This window comes from Sphingosinicella ginsenosidimutans, assembly GCF_007995055.1.
In the GTDB taxonomy this organism is placed as follows: Bacteria; Pseudomonadota; Alphaproteobacteria; order Sphingomonadales; family Sphingomonadaceae; genus Allosphingosinicella; species Allosphingosinicella ginsenosidimutans.
Map to the genome: position 1 here is coordinate 2,728,604 of NZ_VOQQ01000001.1, position 20,050 is coordinate 2,748,653.

The 20,050-nt window shown below is 68.8% G+C and carries 17 protein-coding genes; 6 read left to right on the plus strand and 11 right to left on the minus strand.

Annotated elements, in window-relative coordinates; genetic code table 11:
- Nucleotides 1-25: 25 nt before the first annotated feature.
- Both FRZ32_RS13580 and FRZ32_RS13585 read right to left on the minus strand, forming a co-directional pair.
- Nucleotides 26-1,111, minus strand: a complete 1,086-nt coding sequence (locus FRZ32_RS13580) for a serine hydrolase (RefSeq protein ID WP_147044013.1) — start codon at nt 1,109-1,111, stop codon at nt 26-28.
- A gap of 142 nt (nt 1,112-1,253) precedes the next feature.
- Nucleotides 1,254-3,425: a TonB-dependent receptor gene (locus FRZ32_RS13585; protein ID WP_243445304.1), complete on the minus strand. Its 2,172-nt coding sequence runs from the start codon at nt 3,423-3,425 to the stop codon at nt 1,254-1,256.
- Between the two features lie 240 nt (nt 3,426-3,665).
- On the opposite strand from FRZ32_RS13585, the gene FRZ32_RS13590 reads away from it, so the two are divergent.
- Complete coding sequence (locus tag FRZ32_RS13590) at nt 3,666-4,328, plus strand: EF-hand domain-containing protein (protein WP_158635939.1); 663 nt, start codon at nt 3,666-3,668, stop codon at nt 4,326-4,328.
- A 57-nt stretch (nt 4,329-4,385) separates the two neighbouring features.
- Here FRZ32_RS13590 and FRZ32_RS13595 read toward each other — a convergent pair whose 3' ends face one another.
- Both FRZ32_RS13595 and FRZ32_RS13600 read right to left on the minus strand, forming a co-directional pair.
- Nucleotides 4,386-5,801 (minus strand): sensor histidine kinase, encoded by a 1,416-nt coding sequence (locus FRZ32_RS13595; protein WP_158635940.1) that lies wholly within the window; start codon nt 5,799-5,801, stop codon nt 4,386-4,388.
- Complete coding sequence (locus FRZ32_RS13600) at nt 5,798-6,517, minus strand: response regulator (RefSeq protein WP_147044016.1); 720 nt, start codon at nt 6,515-6,517, stop codon at nt 5,798-5,800. The genes FRZ32_RS13595 and FRZ32_RS13600 overlap by 4 nt, the downstream gene beginning before the upstream one ends.
- A 100-nt stretch (nt 6,518-6,617) precedes the next feature.
- Here FRZ32_RS13600 and FRZ32_RS13605 point away from each other — a divergent pair, with 100 nt between their 5' ends.
- A complete protein-coding gene (locus tag FRZ32_RS13605) occupies nt 6,618-8,360 on the plus strand; it encodes an adenylate/guanylate cyclase domain-containing protein (protein WP_147044017.1) in 1,743 nt (580 codons plus the stop codon).
- On the opposite strand, the gene FRZ32_RS13610 is transcribed toward FRZ32_RS13605, so the two are convergent.
- A complete protein-coding gene (locus FRZ32_RS13610; RefSeq protein ID WP_147044018.1) occupies nt 8,357-9,340 on the minus strand; it encodes an LLM class flavin-dependent oxidoreductase in 984 nt (327 codons plus the stop codon). The genes FRZ32_RS13605 and FRZ32_RS13610 overlap by 4 nt on opposite strands.
- Before the next feature lie 113 nt (nt 9,341-9,453).
- On the opposite strand from FRZ32_RS13610, the gene addB reads away from it, so the two are divergent.
- Complete coding sequence (gene addB, locus FRZ32_RS13615) at nt 9,454-12,354, plus strand: double-strand break repair protein AddB (RefSeq protein WP_147044019.1); 2,901 nt, start codon at nt 9,454-9,456, stop codon at nt 12,352-12,354.
- 3 nt (nt 12,355-12,357) lie between these two features.
- Here the strand turns inward: addB and FRZ32_RS13620 are convergent, their stop codons facing one another.
- Together FRZ32_RS13620 and FRZ32_RS13625 are read right to left on the minus strand one after the other, a co-directional pair.
- Nucleotides 12,358-12,732, minus strand: coding sequence for a hypothetical protein (locus tag FRZ32_RS13620; protein WP_147044020.1), 375 nt, complete (start codon nt 12,730-12,732; stop codon nt 12,358-12,360).
- A gap of 70 nt (nt 12,733-12,802) precedes the next feature.
- On the minus strand, nt 12,803-13,567 hold the full coding sequence (locus FRZ32_RS13625; RefSeq protein ID WP_147044021.1) for a sulfite exporter TauE/SafE family protein: 765 nt from the start codon (nt 13,565-13,567) through the stop codon (nt 12,803-12,805).
- A 207-nt stretch (nt 13,568-13,774) separates the two neighbouring features.
- Between FRZ32_RS13625 and FRZ32_RS13630 the strand changes: the two genes are divergently transcribed.
- Nucleotides 13,775-14,734, plus strand: coding sequence for a PilZ domain-containing protein (locus tag FRZ32_RS13630; RefSeq protein ID WP_147044022.1), 960 nt, complete (start codon nt 13,775-13,777; stop codon nt 14,732-14,734).
- 4 nt (nt 14,735-14,738) lie between these two features.
- A complete protein-coding gene (locus FRZ32_RS13635; RefSeq protein WP_158635941.1) occupies nt 14,739-15,398 on the plus strand; it encodes a DUF4893 domain-containing protein in 660 nt (219 codons plus the stop codon).
- 9 nt (nt 15,399-15,407) lie between these two features.
- Here FRZ32_RS13635 and FRZ32_RS13640 read toward each other — a convergent pair whose 3' ends face one another.
- Nucleotides 15,408-15,608, minus strand: coding sequence for a hypothetical protein (locus tag FRZ32_RS13640; protein ID WP_147044024.1), 201 nt, complete (start codon nt 15,606-15,608; stop codon nt 15,408-15,410).
- A gap of 124 nt (nt 15,609-15,732) precedes the next feature.
- A complete protein-coding gene (locus FRZ32_RS13645) occupies nt 15,733-16,188 on the minus strand; it encodes a twin-arginine translocation signal domain-containing protein (RefSeq protein ID WP_147044025.1) in 456 nt (151 codons plus the stop codon).
- 144 nt (nt 16,189-16,332) lie between these two features.
- On the opposite strand from FRZ32_RS13645, the gene FRZ32_RS13650 reads away from it, so the two are divergent.
- The gene (locus FRZ32_RS13650) at nt 16,333-16,884 is read left to right on the plus strand and encodes a methylated-DNA--[protein]-cysteine S-methyltransferase (RefSeq protein WP_147044026.1); all 552 of its coding nucleotides are present in this window, start codon (nt 16,333-16,335) and stop codon (nt 16,882-16,884) included.
- Here the strand turns inward: FRZ32_RS13650 and FRZ32_RS13655 are convergent.
- Nucleotides 16,881-17,945 (minus strand): ATP-binding protein, encoded by a 1,065-nt coding sequence (locus tag FRZ32_RS13655; protein ID WP_158635942.1) that lies wholly within the window; start codon nt 17,943-17,945, stop codon nt 16,881-16,883. The genes FRZ32_RS13650 and FRZ32_RS13655 overlap by 4 nt on opposite strands.
- Before the next feature lie 107 nt (nt 17,946-18,052).
- A complete protein-coding gene (locus FRZ32_RS13660; RefSeq protein WP_147044028.1) occupies nt 18,053-20,047 on the minus strand; it encodes a DUF2207 domain-containing protein in 1,995 nt (664 codons plus the stop codon).
- Between the last annotated feature and the right edge of the window lie 3 nt (nt 20,048-20,050).

A 20,050-nucleotide genomic window follows, 5' to 3' on the forward strand; every position in this document is an offset into this window, starting at 1 on the left:
GCGCGCCTGCTGCCAAGGCCGCGGATCAGCGCAGGCGCGCCGCGCCGCCGAAGCCGGTCGCGTCGTGATAGGCGATGACGGCGCGGGTGACGTTCTGCATCAGCGCCATGCGCGTCGGCAGCGGCGTCGCGGTGCGGCCGATCATCACCGCAACCGCATAATGATGGCCATCGGGCGCGGTGAGGATGCCGATATCGTTATAGCCGGCCTGCTCGGCGCCCAGCACCTGGCCGGTGCCGGTCTTGTGCGCGATCTGCCAGCCCGGCGCGAGGCCGCCGCGCAACCGCTGCGGACCGGTGCGGACCGCGGCGAGGATCGAAAGCAGCCGCGCGGTCGAGCGCTGCGACAGCAATTCGCCGCGCTGCAGCCGGGCCAGCCCGTCGACGATCCCCTCCGGCATCGCGCCGTCCACCGGATCCTCGACATAATGGTTGAAGGCCGCGCGCCGCCGATCGGCCGGCACGTTGGCGCGCGCGGTATAGAAGGCGTTGCCATGCGAAAAGGCGGGCTGCCACTGCATACCGGCGATCTGGCTCTGCATGATCCGCTCGCCAGGGCCGAAGCGGATCCCCTCGATATGGTTGCGCTCGAGCATCGCGCGCACCGCGGCCGGGCCGCCGGCGTGGCGGAGCACCATGTCGTTGCAGGTATTGTCGCTGGTGGTCAGCGCCCGGAACATGAAATTGTCGAGGCTGGTCGTATAGCCGTTGGGGCCGATATCGGCGGCGACCGGCTGGTGGAACAGCGTGAGATCGGCGCGCGTCAAAGTCGCGTTCTGGCTCAGGTCGAGCCGTCCCTGGTCCGCCGCCTGAAGCGCGGTGATCGCCACCCAGAACTTGCTGACGCTCTGCTGCGGGAAATAGCGCCGGCCGTTCCAGCTCGTCGTCCAGCCGCTCTCGACGTCGCGCACCGCGATGCCGACAATGCCGTTGAAGCCGCGCCCGAGCTCGGTGATGCGCTGCTCGAGCGCGCTTTGCGCCTCGACATTGGGCGCGAGCCGGATCGGGTCCGGCTGCGCGCTCCACGCGGACTGCGCCTGGGGCAGGATTCCCGCCGCAAGCAGCACCCCAAGTCCGGCCAGCCGCGCGCGCCCGATAAAGGTCCCCGCCATGATGTCCCCAAAGCTCCTTTTACCCGTATTTCCACCATACGGAATCTGGGGGGCCTGTCAGCTTGGCATCGCCGATGCAGGGACAAAGCGTGGCAGGCGCGCGCCGGATCGAATCCGGAACAGCCTGAAAACACGTGGTGAATCAGAAGTTGAAGCGAAGCGTCGCCCGAAGGTCCCGCCCCGCGAGCGGCGCGAAATCCTTGAGGAAGCTCGCCGCGCGCCGGGCATCGACATCGAAGATGTTATTCGCCGAAAGGACCAGGCTGGTGCCGTTGTCCACGCCCCAGGGGTGGAGCGTGACCGACGCATTGACCTGGGTGAAGCCATCGGTCGGCGTCTCGAACGGCGCCACCCGCTTCTGATCGTTCACCCACTCCACCTCGACGCGGCCGTCCACATAATGTGATTGCGCCTCGATCCCGCCGAGGATGCGCAGCGGCGGGATACGCGGCACCGGGCTGACGCTGACGATGGTCGCGCGGACATAATCGGCGACCGCGTCCGCCTTTACCTTGACCCCGCCGATGCGAAGAAGGTCCGCCGAGCCTTCGAACTCGACGCCGAAATAGCGCGCGTCGTCCTGCTGGAACTGGAAGACCGGCAGGTCGTCCCGGATCGCCCCCGTCGGCTGCTCGTAGATATAATTGGAGAACCAGCTCTGGAAGATCGAGGCGCCGAAGCTGTAGCCGCGGCCGGAGCCGCGCAAAGTCGCCTCGAAGCCCCAGCTGCGCTCCTTGCTGAAATCGGGGTTGCCGATCTCGAACGCCTGGGTGCCGCCATGCGGCCCGTTGGCGAACAGCTCCTCGGCCGAAGGCGCGCGCTCGGTATAGGAGCCGCTGAGGCCGATGCGGAGATTGCCGATCACCGCATAGCTCGCGCCGATCGATCCGGTGAACGCGTCGAAATCGCGATGGATGGCGGGGTTGCCGATCTGGGCGTCGGCGTCCGCCTCCTGCACGCTACGCTCGTATCGTGCCCCGGCCTCGGCCTTGAACCGGCCGCGATCGAGCGTCTGGAGCGTGAAGAAGCCGACCTGGCTTCCCTGGCTCGGCGGCAGGAATTTCTCGTCGCCTTCCACATCGAAATTGCGGCTGGAATATTGGACGCCGAAGCCGCCGCCCCAGCCGCCTCGATTCGATTGGACCGCCTCGAGCCGGCCTTCCCAGCCCTGGTTGCGGAAGGTGGTGCCGATCGATCCGTCCTCTTCGAGCTCGAAATGGCGATACTGAGCGTGGCCGGCCCGGAAGCGCACGCTGTCGATGAGGCCCGATCCCGTGTCCAATTCGGCGCGGAAATCCTCGCGCGTCTGCCGGAGATCGAGCGTCGGCGCCTCCGCCTCGACATCGGGATCGAGTGAATAGCGGATCGGTACGCCGTAACGACTGTCGTAGCGGCTCACCGAAAAGCCGATATTGTTTTCACCGTCGATCCAGGCGACGCCGCCGGCCAGTTCGGTCGTCTTGGAGGCCGTGTTGGGCAAGGTGCCGTGCAGATCGGCAAGCGCCCGGATGGCCGGATCGTCGCTCGCCAGCGCCTGCGCCCGCTGGTCCGGCGCAAGGACATAGCCGCCGATATGGAGATCGCCGGTCTTGGTAAAATTGCCGTCGAGATGGACGACGAAATGGCCGCCGATGGGCGCGTCCACCTCACCATTCGCCGACCGCTCGTCGGCCGCCGAGCCGTAGGTCAGGATGCCTTCGGCATGGATCGGCTCGTCCGGGATGCGGCGCGGGATGCGGCTGTCGATGACGTTGACGACCCCGCCGATCGCGGAGGAACCGAAGAGCAGCGCTGCCGGACCGCGAAGCACCTCGATCCTGTCGGCGGTCAGAGGGTTGATCGCGACCGCATGATCGACGCTGGTATTGGAGACATCGAGGCTCCCGAGGCCGTCGGTGAGGATGCTGATGCGCTCGCCTTCGAAACCGCGGAGCACCGGACGCGAGGCGCTCGGCCCGAAGGATGTGGCGGAGACGCCGGGCTCGTGCGCAAGCGTGTCGCCGATCGAGGGACGGAGGCTCTGGGCCAGGGTCTCGCCGCTCAACACCGAGGTGCCGGCGAGGATGTCGTTGCGGTTGCGGGTGAAGCCGGTGACGACGATTTCCTGCTGCTCCGGTTCATGAAAGCCGCCGCGATCGCCCTGTCCGTCATGGGCGCCAGGAGACGATTGATTTTCCGCGCCGCCGCCCGCGTCGGTCGGCACGCCGGTCGAATCGACCGCGGCGACCGCTGCGTCGTCCGCAGGCTGGGCTTGAGTGAGGGACGGAGTCGGCACAGCGATCGCGGCGCCGGCAAGCAGAAAAGGATGAAACAAGCAGGCCTCCCTGGAGTGGAGGCGGTGCGAATAACAGCACGATATATTATATCAAGTGCCTGATTGCTCCATGACACGAAATTCATCTTTACGCGCTTGTCGGCATGTCCAGGCGTCGCATGGTGACAGGGGTACGCGACGACAAACCGGGACAAATTTTGCCGCCCTTGGACATAGTTGCGCGACAGCGGGAGGGGAAAAGGGCGTCATTCCATGTTCCAAAGGGCAAAGGACCCGCAAATGAAGAACAAGCTCATCATCCTGGCCGGCTCCGCGCTTGCAGTGTTCGGCGGCGTCGCGGTCGCGCAAACCGGCACGTCGGTGCCGACGATGCATCGCGACCATAACGCCCCCGAGACGCGTCAACAGGTCATCGAGCGCGTCCAGCAGCGTTTCGAACGGCTCGACGCCAACCGTGACGGCCGCGTCACCCCGGACGAAGCCCGGCAGGCCCGCGCGCAGATGCGCCAGCATATGCAGGACCGGATGTTCGACCGGATGGATCTCAACCATGACGGGAGCATCACGCGCGATGAGATGGCGCAGGCGCATGCGCAGATGCGCGAGCGGATGCAGCAGCGTCGCGCCGACCGTGGCGGTTCCGGGATGCGCCGGGGCCCGATGGGCGGACACGGCATGGGCATGCGCGGCCCGCGCGGCATGGGCCGTTTTGGCCCGCAGGGCGAATTGACCCTTGAACAGATGCGGGACCGGGCGCTCCAGCGCTTCGACCGGATGGACCTCAACCATGACGGCACCGTGACCGCCGCCGAGCGCCAGCAGGCGCGCGCGCAGATGCGCGAACAGATGCAGCAAAGGCGGGCTCAGTTCCGCGAGCGGATGCAGCAGCGCCGCCAGGGCCAGGCCGATCCCGGCGGCGACGCCGACGCCCAGCCGCAATAAGCGCAAAAGCGGGGCCGGGCCTCCAGCCGCCCGGCCCCCTCCTTTCCCTGCAACGGGTCAGGCGGCGCCGGCGGCCCTCGGGATCGCCAGCCGCACCCGCAGGCCGCCTTCGGGGCGGTTCTCCAGCTCCAGCTGCCCGCAATGGGCCTGCGCGGCGGCACGGGCGAGCGTGAGGCCCAGCCCGGATCCGCCGGTCTCCCGGCTGCGCGAGGGCTCGATCCGGTAGAAGGCCTCCTGGACCTTTTCGATCTCGCTCTCCGGAATACCGGGGCCGTCGTCGACGATCTCGATCGCGAGTTCGTCCGGGCCGAGATCGCGCACCGCGACGCGCGCGGCGCCGGCATATTTGACGGCATTTTCGACGAGGTTGCGGACCGCGCGGCGCAGCAGGCGCGGTCGGATGAGGCCAGTCTGCCGCGTTCCGGCCTCCATCTCGACCTCGGCGCCGAGCGCCCGGAACTCCTCGACCACCGCATCGGCGAGCGCGGTCACGTCGACCGAGCGCAGCGGCTCGACCGCGCGGCCGGAGCGGGCGAGCGCGAGCGTATCGTCGAGCATCGCCGTCATCTCCTCGATCGTCGCGATCATGTGCGCGCGCTCGTCGGCCGGCTCGACGCTCTCGGCGCGGATTCGCAGCGAGGCGAGGGGAGTCCGAAGGTCATGGCCGATCGCGCCGAGCATCCGGTCCTTCTCGTCGAGCATCGTACTTACCCGCATCCCCATCGCGTTGAAGGCCTCGATCGCCCGGCTCACGTCCGCAGGGCCGCGCGGCGCGACCCGCGGTGCCTCGCCATTGCCCTTGAATCCCTGCGCGGCGAGCGTGAGATCGCGCAGCGGCCGCGCGATCCGGATCGCGACGAACAGCATCGCGGCCAGCACGATCAGATAGGTGAGCAAAGTCGCGAGCGCCGGTCGCAGCGCCAGCCATGGATTGGCGCGCGGGGTCAACGCACGGCCGTTCACCCAGCGGCCGTCGGCAAGCTGGACGGAGAGAATGAGCCGCTGGAGCCGGATTTCGCTCCGGCCCCGCAGCGCACTCCCGCGCCCGGACGGCGCATCGTGGTCCATCGACGGGCGCCGGAAGGCGATCTCCTCGGCGAAGGCGCGCGCATCGCGCAACGCAAGGCCGTTGGAGGATGCGTCGGCGCGCAGTCGCTCGACGAGCCAGGGGTCGTTGCGCGCCGCCGGCACCGAGCTCGCGTCGTCGATCGTCACGCGCCGGCGCCGCTCAATCGGTGATCCGGAAAAGGGACCATCGCGAGCACGCGCCGGCAGCCCGTTCGCGATGCGCTGCGCGGAGAGCACGAACCGCGCGACCGCCGGGCCCTCGATCTGGGCGCGGCTCACCCGCTGCCGCTCGGTGAAGATGAGGCTGAAGTTGATCGCCTGGGCGAGCAGCAGCGCGATCGCCATGACGAGCGCGATCTGGCCGATCAGGCTTTTCGGCACGACGCGCTGGACGATCGCCTTCAAAGCTTCCGCACCTCCGCTGCCAGCATATATCCGCCGCCCCATACCGTCTTGATGAGCTTGGGATCGGACGGGTTCTCCTCGATCTTCTTCCTGAGGCGGCTGATGTGATTGTCGATGCTTCGCTCGAACGCGGCGAGCTCCCGGCCCTGGCTCAGATCGAGCAGCTGGTCGCGACTGAGCACCCTGCGGGGACGGGTCACCAATGCGTGCAGCAGGTTATATTCCCCCGTTGAGAGCGGGATCGCCACCCCGGCCTGGTCGACCAGTTCCCGCTCGCCCGATTTGAGGATCCACGGCCCGAAGGCATAGCTGTCGGTATCGGGCCCGCGGACCCGGCCGCCGCCTTCGCCGGCCCGTCGGAGCACGGCCTTGATCCGCGCGAGCAGCTCGCGCGGGGAGAAGGGCTTGGTCACGTAATCGTCGGCGCCCATTTCGAGACCGACGATCCGGTCGGTCTCCTCGCTCCTGGCGGTGAGGAGGATGATCGGCACCGGCTGGGTCGCGCGCAGCCACGAGGTGAAGGCGAGCCCGTCCTCGCCCGGCATCATGATGTCGAGCAGGACGAGATCGATCGCATAAGCGGAGACGATCTGGCGCGCGGTCGCGGCATTCTCCGCCTTGGAGACGCGCAGGCCGCTGCGCCCGAGATAGGCGGCGAGCGGCTCGCGGATGTCCCGCTCGTCGTCGACGAGAAGGATATGAGGTTCGTCAGCCATCCGGGCATGTAAGGCGACAATGTGCGGCGGCGCCAGCCTCACAATGTCTCATAATGTCGTCGATTGTCACACCCTGTCGTCGGCGGCATAACCGAAGGCGATGAGCGGGGCCGCCGATCTTGCGAAGCGCGCATTGTCGCGCGGGGACCTGATCGCCGCCTACGACATCACCGTCCTCGCGATCGCGGACGGCGACCAATCCAACGAGATCCGCCACCAGCAGATCCTCGCACTCGCGCGGATGGGGGACACGGATCGTGCGATGGAGCTCTTCTCCGCCTATCGCCTCGATCGCTCCGACGATCCGCACGAGCGGGCGATCGGCGCGCGATTGATGAAGGATCGCGCGCTCGGCCTTGCCGAGGGGGAGGCGCGCAAAGCGGCGCTGGAGCAGGCCTTCGCCGCCTATCACGCCATTTATCTCGACAGCGGCGATCCCTTTCCCGGGATCAACGCGGCGACGCTCGCGCTGCTTGCCGGAGACGCGGAGCGCGCCAACGCCCTCGCGCGCGCATTGCTGGAGGATCCGGCGGTCGCGGGCGCCGGCGACTATTACATGGCAGCGACGCGGGCCGAGGCGCTGCTCCTTCTCGGCCGGATGGACGAGGTCGCGGCCGTGCTCGCGACACCCGCCGTTCACGCTTCGGCCGATCATGGCGCGCGGGCGGGGACGGCGCGACAGCTCGCCCGGATCGCCGCACATATGGGCGTGACGGCGGAGGGCCTCCTTGCCGGGCTTACACCTCCGCGCGTCGCGCATTTCTGCGGCCACATGTTCGCCGGCGACGATGCGGCCGAAGCGCGGATTCGCGGCGAAATCGATCGCGTGCTCGACGCCGCAGGGATCGGCTTTGCCTATGGCGCGCTCGCCTGCGGCGCCGATATCCTGTTCGCCGAGGCGGCGCTGGCGCGAGGGGTGGAGCTTCACGTCGTCCTCCCCTTCGACGAGGCGGATTTCCTTGCCCAGTCGGTTCTTCCAGGTGGGGGAGACTGGTTGGCGCGCTATCATGCTTGCCTTGCGGGCGCCGCGGGCAGCGTCACCGCCAGCCCGATGGATTATTTCGGCGGGCCGGAGCAATTCGCCTATGGTAGCGGGATGGCGATGGGGCTTGCGCGGCTCCGCGCGCGCCACCTTGATGCCGAGCCGGTGCAGGTCGCGATCTGGGATGGCGTCGCGGCGTCCGGCCCTGCGGGAACCGGCGCCGATGTCGCCACCTGGCAGGCGCGGGGCGGCCGCACGATCGTCATCGATCCCGGCCCTGTGGATCGCGCGCTCGAACGTCCGCCGCCGCGCGTGCGGAGCGACTATGAGCGGATGCTTGCGGCGATCCTGTTCACCGACTTCGCCGGCTTCTCGACGCTCAGGGAAACCGCGCTACCGGCCTTCTGGGACGGCGTGATGCGCCGTGTCGCCGAGGTGCTGGCGGCGCATGAGGGCGAGGTCGAATGTCGCAACAGCTGGGGCGACGCGCTTTACGCGGTGATGCCGAGCGCGTCCGCCGCGGCGACCATCGCGCTCGAGCTTCAGGACGCGCTCGCGGGGTTCGACTTCGCGACGCTGGGGCTCGACGGGAAGGGCGGAATGCGCGTCGGCGTCCATTACGGCCCCGCCTATCGCACCACCGATCACGTCACCGGCCGCACCACCTTCTACGGCACCGAAGTCTCGAAGGCCGCGCGGATCGAGCCGGTGACTCCGCCCGGCGCGGTGTTCGTCACCGAACCGTTCGCCGCGATCCTCGCGCTCGAGGCGGCCGACCGCTTCGCCTGCCGCTATGTCGGCCGCATCGCGCTCGCCAAGAATTACGGGCAATTTCCGATGTACCGCCTGACCCGTGCCTAGCCGGCGAACAGCCCGGCGACCGTCTCGTAGGATCTGAGCCGCGCCGAATGATCGAAAATCTGCGCGGTGATCATCAGCTCGTCCGCGCCGGTGCGGGCGACGAATTCCTCGATCGCGGCCTTCACCGTCGCCGGTGATCCGATCGCCGAGCAGGTGAGGAAATTGTCGACGATCGCCCGCGCACCGGGCGGCAGTGTCTCGGCATAATCCTTCATCGGCGGCGGCAATCTGGTCGGCCGGCCTGTGCGCAGGCTCACCACCGCCTGCTGGACGGAGGTCGCGAGCAGCTGTGCCTCCTCGTCCGTGTCGGCGGCAAAGGCGTTGAAGCCGAGCATCACATAGGGCCGGTCGAGCTGCGCCGAAGGCTGGAACCGCTCGCGATAGACCCGGATCGCATCCATCATCGCGGCCGGCGCGAAATGCGAGGCGAAGGCATAAGGAAGGCCGAGCATCGCGGCGAGCTGCGCGCCGAACAGGCTCGATCCGAGGATCCACACCGGAATGTCGAGCCCCTCGCCGGGAAAGGCGCGCACCCGCTTGTCCTCGCCGCCTTTGAAATAGTCCATCAGCTCGACGACGTCGCGCGGGAACTGGTGCTCGTCGGAGGCGAGGTTGCGGCGCATCGCATAGGCCGCGGCCTGGTCCGTGCCCGGCGCGCGGCCGAGGCCGAGGTCGATCCGGCCGGGGAAGAGCGATTCGAGCGTCCCGAACTGCTCGGCGATGATCAGCGGCGCGTGGTTGGGCAGCATGATTCCGCCTGCCCCGATCCGGATCGTCGACGTGCCCTCACCGACGAAGGCAAGCGCCACCGCGGTTGCGGCGCTGGCGATCCCCGGCATCGAATGATGCTCGGCCATCCAGAAGCGCTTGTAACCCCAGCGCTCGGCATGGCGGGCGAGGTCGCGCGAATTGAGCAGCGCCTGGCGGGCATCGCCGCCTTCGACGATCGGCGCGAGATCGAGGATGGAGAAGGGGATCATCGCCCGGACATAGGAGCGCGCGGGCCGAGGTTCCAGCTTGCCCGGGCGACATCGGGGTCGAACGGCGCACGAGACCTGTTTCGCCGCGCCGTCCGGGCGGCTAGGCTCGCGGCGTGACACCCACCGTCTTCACCATTCCCCCGCACCGGGCCTTCGCCGACGCGCTCGCCGCCGGCCTGATGGACCGATATGGTCGGACCGACACCGGCCTTGCCCAGGGCGTCGTTCTGGTCCCGAACAATCGTGCACAGCGGGCGATCCAGGATGCCTTCGTCCGGCAGGCGCAGCGCGGGCTGCTGCTTCCCCGGCTGGTGCCGATCGGCGATCCGGAACTCGACGAGCGGATCGGCGGCGCGCTCGATCCACTCGACGATGCGGCGACGGCGATTCCCCCCGCGATCGCGCCCATGGAGCGGCTGATGCTGCTCGGCCGACTGGTCGCCCGGCATCATAAGGGCGGGGCGGGGGAGGCGTTGCGGCTGGCCGAGGATCTGGCGCGCACGCTCGATCAACTGATCGTCGAGGAAGTTTCGCTCGATCGCGTCGCGCGCTTCGGCGATGCCTTGACGCCAGAACTGTCCGCGCACTGGCAGGCGTCGCTCGATCAGTTACGCCTGATCCTTGTCGAATGGCCGGAAATCCTGCGCGCGCGGGGCCGGATCGATCTTGCCGAACGGCGCGGACGGTTGCTCGACGCGCTGGCCCGGCGTTGGCGCGACACGCCGCCGCCCGGCTTCGTCTGCGCCGCCGGCATCACCACCGGTGCGCCGGCGGTCGCGCGGCTGCTGCGCGTCATAGCGCGGATGCCCGAAGGGATGGTGGTGCTGCCGGCGCTCGACCTGGACATGCCGGCGGACCAATGGGCGGCGCTCGGCCCGCACGATCAGGAGGCGAAGGAGGGCGGTCCCGCCCTGCGGTCGATCGAAACCCATCCGCAATTCCACCTGAAACTCCTGCTCGATCGCATGGGCGTCGCGCGCGCCGAGGTTGTGCGTTGGCGACGCGCGGGCGGCCCCAGCGGACCGCCGGCGCGGGGCAGGGCGGTCGCTCACGCAATGGCCCCGCCCGCCTTCACCGAGACCTGGCAGCGGCTGAAGCCGCGCGAACGGCGCCTCACCGGCGTTCGGGCGCTCGAGTTGGCCGATCCGGCGGCCGAGGCGCAGGCGATCGCGCTTGCGCTGCGCGCCGCGCTGGAGGAGCCTGGGCGCACGGCGGCGTTGGTGACACCGGATCGGGCCCTGGCCCGGCGGGTTTCGGCGCACCTCAGGCGCTGGGGGATCGAAGCCGACGACAGCGCCGGCCGCCCGCTCTCGCAGACCCCCCCGGGCACGTTGCTGCTCGCCTTGGCGTCCGCGGCGGCCGAGCGGTTCGCACCGGTCCCGCTGCTGGCCCTCCTCAAGCATCCGCTGGTTCGCGCAGGGGAGGGGCGGACCGCCTGGCTCGACGGGGCCCGCCAGATCGATCTGGCGCTTCGCGGCCCGCGCCCTGCCGCCGGGCTCGACGGCCTGGCAGATCATCTCGACGGCTCCGCCGCCAAATGGTGGCATGAGGTCGCCCCCTTGCTGGCGCCGCTCGAGGCCGCGTTTGAAGGGACGGACTTCGCGGCGCTGCTCGCAGCGCTGCGCGAGGTGGCGAGCGAATTGTGCGGCGACGAGCTGTGGTCCGGGCCCGCGGGCCGCGCCGCGGCGGATCTCTGGGCCGAGTTGGAGGACGCGGCGCCGCACGGCCCGGAACGTATCGAGCCGGTGGAGCTCCCGGACCTGCTCGACCGCCTGATGGCCGCCGTCGCGGTGCGCCCGCCCTACGGCCAGCATCCGCGCTTGTTCATCTGGGGGCTCATCGAAGCGCGGCTCCAGCGGACCGATCTGGTGATCCTGGGCGGCCTCAACGAGGGGGTGTGGCCGGCCTTGCCAGCGCCCGATCCATGGCTCGCGCCACGGCTTCGCTCGGAGCTGGGCTTGCCGTCGCTGGAGCGGCGCATCGGGCTCGCGGCGCATGATTTCGCCGCCGCCCTCGGCGCCCCCCAGGTGCTTGTCACGCGTGCCCGGCGCGATGCGCGGTCGCCCGCCATCGCGTCACGTTTCTGGTTGAGGCTTGAGGCGATGACCGGCGGCATGACGCGCGCGCCGCTGCTCGCCAAATGGGCCGCCGAGATCGACCGTCCCGCCGTCTACCAGCCAGCGGGCCAGCCCAAACCGGCGCCCGCCGAGCGTCCGAAACGCATCTCCGTCACCGAGGTCGATCGCCTGAAGGCTGATCCGTTCGCTTTCTACGCCCGCCGCGTGCTCGGCCTTTCCGCGCTCGACGCGGTGGACGCCGACCCGACGGCCGCCTGGCGCGGCAGCGAGGTCCACAAGGTGCTCGAAGCCTGGATGAAGGAGGATGATTGCGATCCCGCCAAGCTCCACCGGCGGGCCCGGGCTCTGCTCTCCGATGCCCGCGTCCACCCTTTCATGCGCGCCTTGTGGGAGCCGCGGCTGATGGAGGCGATCGACTTCATCGCCGATCGGGTCGCCGACGACCGCGCCGAGGGCCGCCGGCCCATCGTCGCGGAAGTCTCGGGCGAGATCGAGATTGCGGGCGTCCATCTGCGCGGCGTGGCCGATCGGGTCGATCGCCTCGCCGACGGCAGCCTCGCGATCGTCGACTACAAGACCGGCCACCCGCCCAAGCCGAAGGCCGTCGCTGCGGGCTATGCGCTCCAGCTCGGTCTCGTCGGGCTGATCGCCGAGCATGGCGGCTTTGCCGGCATCGACGGCCTGGCATCATGCTTCGAATATTGGTCGCTGGCGCGCAAGGGCGGGAAGCTCGGTTATGTCGCGAGCGCGGCGGGCGGCCGCAACGGGGTCGATCCCGTCGATTTCACGCGCATCGCCGCCCGACATTTCACGGAGGCGGCGGAGCGCTGGCTCACCGGGACCGAGCCGTTCACCGCCAAGCTTCACCCTGAATATGCGCCTTACGGGGATTACGACCAGCTGATGCGGCTCGACGAATGGTATGACCGGAGATGAGGCCTACATGCCGCTGATGCTGGCGCCTTCGCCGGGCCTCGCCGGGGTCGCGGGGCGCGCTGCGCTTGCCGGCTCCGGGCAGCGCGCGGCGAGCGCGACCCGCCTGTTGCGGCGGTGCGGCCGGTCCGCGGCAAGCCGCGTCTCGCCATGCGCGCTCCGCCATTCGTCATAAGCGGCGCGCACCCCTCGCTCGTAGAGCTGGATGCAGCGATCGTCATTGCGGTCGCGACGGCATGGCCGCCAGTTGGTCGCCGGGGTCGTCGCGGCCGTGGCGCCTCCGTCGAGGTCGATCGTGTAGGATAGACGCGGCGGGGCCGGATAGGCCGCCCCGATCAGGATGAAGGCGGACAAGGCGGCGAGAAGGATTGGCTTGTTCACGATGGCGTTCCTCCCTGCGGGACTCGCGACATCTAGCACGGTTGACGAACATGGTTAACGCTGCGTCGGATCAGGCGAGGCTGTTCCACACGCCGTAAAGGCTGGTGACGGTCAACACGACGCCGACCAGGGTCAGCATCCGATCCGGGTGGAGACGCTTTGCGAGGAAACCGCCGAGCGGCGCGGCGAGAATTCCGCCGATCAGCAAGCCGATCGTCACCGCGGTGAACGCCTCCAGCCCGAGCGTCGCGATGAAGGTCGCCGAGATCGTGACGGTCAGGAAGAATTCGGCGGTGTTGACGGTGCCGACGACATTGCGCGGATTGGCGCCCTGGATGAGCAGGTTGCTCGTCACGATCGGTCCCCATCCGCCGCCGCCGGCCGCATCGAGAAAGCCGCCGACCAGCCCGAGGGGGACGATCACCTTCGGCCGCTTCTCGACATGGCGGTGCATCAGGCCCCGCCACAGCAGATAGAGGCCGATGATGGTGAGATAGGCAAGGACGAGGGGACGCGCGACCTCGCCCGGGATCGAGGTCAGGACATAGGCGCCGGTGATCCCGCCGATCAGGCCGGGCAGGACGATGCGAACGAAGAGCCACCAATCGACATTGCGGTGGAGAACGTGGCTGATCGCGGAGACGGCGGTCGTGAAGCTCTCGGCCGTGTGGACGGTCGCGGAGGCGACGCGCGGGGCCACGCCAAGGCTGATCAGCAGCGTGTTCGAAATGACGCCGAACGCCATGCCGAGCGCGCCATCGACAAGCTGAGCCGCGAACCCGACAAGGACGAAGGGCAGGATCTGCGAGGGATCAAGGACGCTGAGATCGGGCAAGAAAGCTCTCCTTGCTCGTAGAAACCGCAGGTTGCCCCTGTCGCCCAGCCGCCTTGCGCCGAGGCGGTGGAAATCATGGCCGGCTGGACGGCGACAGGTACCGCACCCAGTCCAAAATTAGTAATTCGTAAACCCTTTCCGGCCGAAAGTAGCACGTCTGTGTGAGGCTGGGCGCGACGACCCGCTTTTGGAAGGTCCAGGACGCTGTTGGATACCGTCTATTCGCTGTCCGGTGACGTGCCGCCGCTCGATCCGGCGCTGTTCGTCGCCGAGGACTCGTCGCTGCAGCCGGGCGCGCTCATCGTCGGCAGCATCCGACAGCTTTGCCTCGTCCGCAAGATCAGCGCCGGCGGCGCCGTCCTCCATGCCGATCTCCCGATGGAAGAGGGGCAGCGGCTTGAGCTCGAACTCGAAACCGGCGAACAGCTCGACGGAGTCATCGCGTGGAAGCGCGGCCTGGAATTCGGCCTGCGCTTCGAAGAGCGAATCGACATCCTCCCCATTCTTGCCCGCAATCTCGCCAGCCAGCCGGGCGAGCGCCGTCGCATGCCCCGCGTCGAGATCGCCGCGCCGGCGCTCATCGAAACAGGCGCAGGGACCGAGCTCGTAACCGTCCGCGACATTGCCCAGGGCGGGTCCAAGGTCGAAACGCCCCATCCGCTCGCCGTGGACGAGCGCGTCGTGCTGACCCCCGAGGGCCTTCGCCCGATCGAAGGCGTCGTGCGCTGGGTGGAGGGGCGGATCGCCGGCGTCTCTTTCCAGGCCGAGCTTCCCTGGCAGGAGCTCATCCCCTGGCTGCGCGCGCGTCGCGACGCCGGGCCCGCGCCGTTCCTTTCCGAGGCATCCGGGGGCGAAAGCGGATCCGCTGCACGGACAGGCGAGGATCCGGTCGATCCCGGCCTCCATCTCAACCTGCCCGCGCGGGTGCGCGAGGGGACGCGTCGCTGGTCGATCGACGTTTCGACGCTGACCACGCGCAATGTCGAATTCGAATGTTTCGCAGCGTTGCGCCTCGGCACCTTGCTGTGGATCGTGCTGCCCGGTCTTGAGGGATGGCCGGCGCGGATCGTCGAGATCGACGGGTATCGCTTCACATGCGAATTCACGCAGCCGCTCCATCCCGCGGTGCTCGAAAGGGTGCTTGCGCTCGCGAACAGCGAGGGGTGAGAAGGTGCGCGGGCGACGGCGCCTCGCTTTCCTGCTGAGCGTCTGCGGGCTTGCGTCCTGCCAGACGCATCCCGCCCCCGGCCCCGCGGCCCCGGCCGAAACATTGCCGTCACCGGGACAGCCTGTCTGGCGCGACGCGATCCGCGATTCCGATCTCGATCGTCTGGCGCGGCTCGACGCTGCATGGCGCGAGGGACTGGGAATGGCGCGGGCCGCAGGTTTCGCGCGTCGCGTCGCGGGGGAGGGGGTGCTCCTCGATCCGGCCGCGGCGCAGCCTCGCGCCGCGCCCGCCCCCGGACCCTATCGGTGCCGGCTGATCCGCCTTGGCGCGGGCCCGCGCGGGCGCGCCTTCACCGCCTATCCGAGTTACTTCTGCCATGTATCCGTGGACGGCGACGAACTGGCGCTGACCAAGCAGACCGGAGCTGAGCGGCCGGGTGGCTATCTGTGGTCGGACGGCGATCGCCGGATGATCTTCCTGGGCGCGACCGCGATCGGGGATGAGGCGTCACCGCCAGCCTATGGGGAGGACGATTCGCGTGACCTTGTCGGCATTGTCGAACGCGTCGCGCCGATGCGCTACCGCCTTGTGCTGCCCTGGACCAGGAGCGGCGCGAAACTCGATGTCATCGAGCTCATTCCCTACGTGCCGCTGACCGACTGAGGCCGCGGCTCAGCTCTTCTCGCCCGTCTTCCGCCCACGATTGGCGTAAAGCAGCGCCGCGACGAGCGCGGCCGATCCAATGCCGATTGCGGCGCCGGCAACGATCTGGCGGGTCCGCTTTCCTCCCGGAGCGCGGGTCTCGTCACGGGACTCGGCCGGCTCGGACGTCTTGTCCTTGTCGGCGGCGGATGGCGTTGGTTCGCGCGACATCATTCCTCGCATCATCGTTGAACCGGCACCCTAGCGCCTTCGCCGGGCGCGCGAAAGCCGGGCCGCCGCGCATGCAAAACGGGCGGCCCGCCTGGACCGCCCGTCCCGCAGAATTCAACCCGTTCTAGTGGTGGCGGCCGCGACCGCACCGTGCCGGATCGGCCCAGCTGCCGCTGTCGCTGTCGGTCAGACCCGAGCAGCGATTCCCGCGGCGGCCACGTCCGTTGCCGCCGGGATCGGCGTTGCTGCCGCTGTCTCCGTCGGTGAGGCCGGTCGCGCGCCGGCCGCGACCATTGCCGGCCTGATCGGCGTTCGGGCCGGTATCGCTGTCGGTGATCCCGCTCCGGCGGCCGCCCCCGCGGCCGTGACCGGCCCGGTCGGCGTTTGGACCGCTGTCGCTGTCCGTTGCTCCGGTATAGCCGCGGCCCGCCGGATCGGCATTGGACCCGCTGTCGGAATCGCTAACCTGCAGGGCATGAGCGGATTCGCCCAGGATGGTCAGGGCTGCACCGCCGGCGACCGCCCCGCCGGCCACGCGGCCGAGGAACGAACGCCGACTGATCTTACGCGTCGGTTTCATTTTGACTCTCCCCAAGGTCCGCCGCGAAGCACCACTCCAAGCAGCCAGAATAGAGTCGGCGCCAGGCGGACGGCGGGCACCGTAATTGAGGCAGGTGCGCTGTCAAGGAGAGACGCTGGGCGCCAAAGCCTGTAGGCTGCCCGGATGACCATCGGCTGCACGACCTTCGAGACCCGGATCGGGATCTGCGGCATCGTCTGGAGCGTTGCGGGCGTGGTCGGCGTTCACTTCCCGGAGGTGGACGCCGGCCGCGCGCGGGCCGCGCTCCAGCGCCGCTTTCCCGATGCTCGGGCGGCGCCGCCACCGCCGACCATCTCCGCCGCCATCGAGAGAATCGGGGCGCACTTGCGAGGGACGCCGGTGGATTATGGCGATATCGGGCTGGACACGCGCGGCGTCGGCGCCTTCGAGATGAGGGTTTACGCGCAGGCGCGCGCGATCCCGCCGGGCGAGACGAGGACTTATGGAGCCGTTGCGTCCGCCCTCGGAGACCCGATGCTGTCGCGCGCGGTCGGCCAGGCCCTCGGCCGCAACCCGTGGCCGATCGTCATCCCGTGCCATCGCGTGACCGCCGCCGACGGCCGCACCGGTGGATTTTCAGCGCCCGGCGGCGCCGCGACCAAGTTGAAGCTGCTCGAGATCGAGGGCGCGCTCGCTCCCGAAGCTCTGCCGCTCTTCGCGCCGCGCGAAGGCTAGGCCGCCGCGCGGCTGCGCTGGAGGGTGAAGCGGAAACGCGCGCCGCCCTTGTCGGGATGCTCGGCAGTGATCGTGCCGCCGTGCGCCTCGACAATGGTCCGGCTGATGGAAAGGCCGACGCCGAGCCCCTCGTCCTTGGTCGACCTGAACGGCTCGAAGGCATCCTGGACGCTCGATGCATCCAGCCCCGGCCCGCTGTCGGCGACCGAGACTTCGACCGATCCCGAGGGCATCAGGTGGGTGGAAATCGTGATCGTCTTGTCGCGCGTCGACTGCATCGCCTCGATCGCATTGCGGATGAGGTTGATCAGCACCTGCTGAATCTGCACCGCGTCCGCCTTGACCCAGCGCGCATGCCGATCGAGTTCGAAACGGAGCTCGACGCCCTCCCGCTGGGCCTGCGGCAAAACGAGCACCCCGGCGTCCGCTATGATCGCCTGCAGATCGTGGGTCTCAAGCTGAGCCCGGCCGCGCGACACGAAGGCCCGCAGACGGCTCAAAATATCGCTCGCGCGCCGGATCGAGGCGGCAGCGAGACCGATCGTCTGCCGCGCCTCGCGGACTTCGGCAGCGGGCATGTTCCGAAGCATCCGCGTCGCGCCGTCCAGATAGGCCCCGGCCGACATCAGCGGTTGGGCGAGTTCGTGGGCAAGCGTCGCCGCCATCGTTCCCATCGCGCTGACCCGCGAGGCATGGATCAGCTCGGACTGCGTCCTGCGCAGCTCCTCCTCCGAGGTCTTGCGGTCGGTAATGTCGCGATAGAAGATCGCGAGGCCGCCATCGTTCGGATAGGCGCGCATCTCGAGCCAGGCGGAACGGCCGTCGGGCCAGCTGTAATGATGTTCGAGCGCGACGGGGACCTGATCGCGCATCGCACGTATCCACAGATCCCCCAGCGGGCTGCCCTTGAGATCGGGCCATGAGTCCCACAGGCTCGTGCCGACGAGTTGGGCCCTGGGGCGCCCCTCGATCCGTTCGCCCTCGGCATTCATGTCGATCACCCGAAAGTCGCCATCGACCAGCACGAAGCCTTCGCTGATCAACTGCAGAAGTGCTTGCACCTGGCTTTCAGATGACACGGCCGGACCCCGGTTTTTTCTTCCACGGAAACATAGTCCCGCAAAAACCGAAATCCTTTCGCAGATTTTTACCTTGATTTTCGGCGCGGTTACCAGCCGCCGCCGCCACCTCCGCCGCCGCCGCCGCCGGAAAAGCCGCCGCCGCCGGTCCCGCTGCTCGATCCGGGCGCGACCGACGCGGCGGCGACGCTGCTCGCCAGCGTCCCGCCGACGGCGGTGGTGAAGCCGTTGATGTTCGTCCATGGGCTCTGGCTGCCGACATACCAGGCCATGCCGCTCTGCTGGCCCGGGGTCTGCGAGGCCGCGGCGAGGACGGCGGCGAAGCGGCTCGCCCACTGGTTCTCGACGCCGAGCGCGATTGCATAGGGTAGCAGGCGTTCGAACAGCTCCGGCGTCTTCTCGGGAGGATGGAGCACGTTGAGCCGATCCTCCTCGGTCGCCGACAGATACATTTCGAATCCGGCGATCTTGTCCATGATGTCGCGCCCCGCGCGGGTCGGCGCCGACATCCACCAGAAGGCCGAGATGACCAGCGGCAGCGCCAGCAGGGGCGCGAAGATGAAGGCGATATTGCCCGAATCCGCCGCGCGAACGATCGTGAGGACGATCAGGACGACGCCCCCAAGGAAGGCGGCGACGCAAAGTGCGGCCAGGGCCCCGCTGCCGCCCTTCTCCAAAAGCGACGAGCGTGGCGAAAGAGCAAGACCGCCCGCAAGGACAGCAAGGCCGACGAGCGGCACGGCGCGGGCCCCGGCGGTTGAATCGGGATCGGCCAGAATGATGATCGCCCCGACGAGGATCATCGCCATGGCGAGCACCATCAATCCGATGAAGGCCCAGCCGAGATTCGAGAGGAAAAGCTTGCCTTTGTAGGCCTCGGCGAGCGCATCCTGGAGACCCGACTGCGCGGCCTGAAAGGATTCGTGCTGCGCCTGCTCCGCCTCGACGCTGTCGCCGCGCGAGAAGAGCCCGCGCAGCATGTCACGCTCCGGCGGGCCGAGATCGTCGCCGTCGGCGGTCTTGTCGATGCGGGTCTTCTTCTTGGAGAAGAAGCCGCCGGGATCGGTCTCGACGAGCCTCAGCTTGCCCTTGACGCCGCTTTCGACGATCGCGGCCGTGAAGCAGCGATTGTCATAGCCCATATCCTTCACATAGCGGATCGCGGCCGCGCTCATGTCGGGCGGCGGCTGGAACAGCGGCACGATCGTGCCGGGCAGGGGCCCGCGCCCCGCCTTCTTCCAGGCGACATAATAAAATCCGGCAAGGCCGAGCAGGGCGATAATGGCTGCGCCGATGGGGCCGTCGTCGCTGAAGAACCGGCGGAGAGCCGACGGAGGCGGGGGCTGCGCGACGACGCCCTTGGGCCAGGCGACGGCGACGGTGAGGCCCTCGTGGTCGGCGAGCGGCCGCGTGGTCCGGAAGCTGATCTCCCCCGGCGCCTGGCCTGTCACCTCGGCGTCCTGCCCCTGGGCCCCCTGGGCGCCGGTATAGACGGTGGGCTGGCTGAGCTGGACGGGACGGGGCAGGCGGATATGGACCGAAGCCTGATCGATCGGGAACGCCCAGCCGGTCCCGGTCACGTTCCAGTAGAGTTCGTCATGGTCTGGGAAATAGCCGAGCTGCCGCGTCGTCGTGTAGCGGATGACGTAGCGATGTTCGCCATTCTGGAGGAAGGTGTCGGCACGGCCGATGCGAACCCGGACGCCATTGTCGATGCGTTCGGTCGTCCAATGCTCCTCCGCGCCGTCGCGAGTCACCCCCTCGACATTGAAGCCGACGCGGACCGTGCGGCCGTCGCTGTTGCGGTAACGGGTCGGGAAATCGCGGGTGATGCCGTGCGAGATGTTCATGCCGGCGGACCGGACCCTGATCGTCTCGGTCACGTGAAGCGTCGCATCGGCATCGATGACGATGTCGCTGTCGAAGCTGGTGATCCGCTCGTCGTCGCCGAAGGCCCGCAACGCGGAATCGTCCGCGGCGATCGCATCGGGCGCGTCGACCGGCTTCTTGGCCAGCGCCGGGCCAAAAGCGGCAACCGCCAGCGCCGCGACAATCAGCGCGATCAGCGACCGAAGCGCGCGCATCGG

What these genes read in the sequence shown, in the direction of transcription:
- FRZ32_RS13580 (WP_147044013.1), bottom strand. Translation starts at nt 1,111, where the DNA reads ATGGCGGGGACCTTTATCGGGCGCGCGCGGCTGGCCGGACTTGGGGTG.
- FRZ32_RS13590 (WP_158635939.1), top strand. Translation starts at nt 3,666, where the DNA reads ATGAAGAACAAGCTCATCATCCTGGCCGGCTCCGCGCTTGCAGTGTTC.
- FRZ32_RS13600 (WP_147044016.1), bottom strand. Translation starts at nt 6,517, where the DNA reads ATGGCTGACGAACCTCATATCCTTCTCGTCGACGACGAGCGGGACATC.
- FRZ32_RS13605 (WP_147044017.1), top strand. Translation starts at nt 6,618, where the DNA reads ATGAGCGGGGCCGCCGATCTTGCGAAGCGCGCATTGTCGCGCGGGGAC.
- FRZ32_RS13610 (WP_147044018.1), bottom strand. Translation starts at nt 9,340, where the DNA reads ATGATCCCCTTCTCCATCCTCGATCTCGCGCCGATCGTCGAAGGCGGC.
- FRZ32_RS13640 (WP_147044024.1), bottom strand. Translation starts at nt 15,608, where the DNA reads ATGTCGCGCGAACCAACGCCATCCGCCGCCGACAAGGACAAGACGTCC.
- FRZ32_RS13645 (WP_147044025.1), bottom strand. Translation starts at nt 16,188, where the DNA reads ATGAAACCGACGCGTAAGATCAGTCGGCGTTCGTTCCTCGGCCGCGTG.
- FRZ32_RS13650 (WP_147044026.1), top strand. Translation starts at nt 16,333, where the DNA reads ATGACCATCGGCTGCACGACCTTCGAGACCCGGATCGGGATCTGCGGC.
- FRZ32_RS13660 (WP_147044028.1), bottom strand. Translation starts at nt 20,047, where the DNA reads ATGCGCGCGCTTCGGTCGCTGATCGCGCTGATTGTCGCGGCGCTGGCG.